At 34.0% G+C, this 1,407-nt stretch carries 2 pseudogenes; both read left to right on the forward strand.

Annotation, left to right across the window (positions count from 1 at the left end):
* Positions 1-399: 399 nt before the first annotated feature.
* Positions 400-1,172 (forward strand): annotated as a pseudogene (gene modA, locus ARSQ2_RS11315) (molybdate ABC transporter substrate-binding protein).
* 17 nt (positions 1,173-1,189) lie between these two features.
* A pseudogene (gene modB / locus ARSQ2_RS11320) lies at positions 1,190-1,276 on the forward strand (molybdate ABC transporter permease subunit); the annotation flags it as partial.
* Between the last annotated feature and the right edge of the window lie 131 nt (positions 1,277-1,407).

The following is a 1,407-nucleotide window of genomic DNA, read 5'->3' on the forward strand; positions in this document are numbered from 1 at the left end:
CTTCTTCTTCCATCGTAAATATCACTTTACGTCTAAAATCAATTGAATAGCTCATATAAATAATGTCATCAAAATTAAGTCGCTTAGCTATAAATAAAATTTGTATAAATAACTTTATTTAAATGATAAGCAAAATAACGGTTTTTTATCAGCTAATTCCAGCCATTGAAATTTTAAGCTGATTTTTTTATTAACTATCAATATGATATGATTATTTTTATTTTTTGTTAATTATCTGTTAACAACAGATGGTTAGCAATTGTTATACCGCTCATTTATTCTGTTTACCACTGTTTTTAACTAACTAGGACAATTTAATTTTATCCATATCATACGGCTTTCATTATTTGTTATACCCTGATATATATAACGATAAAAATAATGAAAAAGGTATCAATAATGAAAAAATATATTGCCAAAATAGTGGCAGCAGTTGCACTTTTTTGTTGGTCATTGACCAAAATTGGGCGGCGGAGAATACAGTGACCGTTTTTGCTGCCGCATCGTTAACCAATGCCTTAAATGATATCGTAACGCAATATGAAAAGGATCATAATACTAAAATTATTGCCGCTTATGCTTCCTCCTCAACGTTAGCCAGACAAATTGAACAAGGTGCTCCCGCCGATATTTTTATCTCTGCTGACCAACAATAGATGGATTATGTGCAGCAGAAACAATTTATGGTTAATGCCAGTCGCTATACTTTGTTAGATAATAATTTAGTTCTTATTGCGCCAATAAATTCAACACTAAAATCAATCACAATTAGCCAAAAAACTAATTGGCGCACACTTGCGAATAGTGAACGAATTACCGTCGGTGATCCTGATCATGTCCCGGTTGGTATCTATGCTAAACAGGCACTAGTTGCTTTAGGCGCCTGCAAAACCGTTGATATAATGTTAGCTAGAACCAATAATGTTCGCAATGGTATGGCATTAGTTGAGTTGAATGAAGCACCATTAGGCATAGTGTATGACTCTGATGTGGGGGTGAGTAAAAAGGTTAAAGTAGTTGGTATATTTCCAGCGAACAGTTATAACGCTATCCAATACCCGATAGCGATTGTCAAAAATCATCAGACTAATCAGGTTAACGATTTTTTTGTCTATTTAAAAACGCCGGCCGCACCGGCAATATTTAAACATTATGGTTTTAGGCCATTATAGGAAATTAATTTTTGCAGATGTTAAGTGAATATGAGTGGCAAGCTATTATTTTAAGCTTAAAAGTATCGAGTGTTGCGGTATTGGTGAGTCTGCCTTTAGGAATATAGCTAGGTGACTTAATTTTGATTACACCATATAATATTGATATCAAATAATCCGATAGCAAACAGCGTTTTGCCCAATAAAGCGCCGATAACATTTGTTCTTCCTTTAGCTCCCGAGTTCTTGAGACCAA

Origin of the sequence: Arsenophonus endosymbiont of Bemisia tabaci Q2 (assembly GCF_902713415.1) — a bacterium.
Lineage (GTDB): Bacteria > Pseudomonadota > Gammaproteobacteria > Enterobacterales > Enterobacteriaceae > Arsenophonus.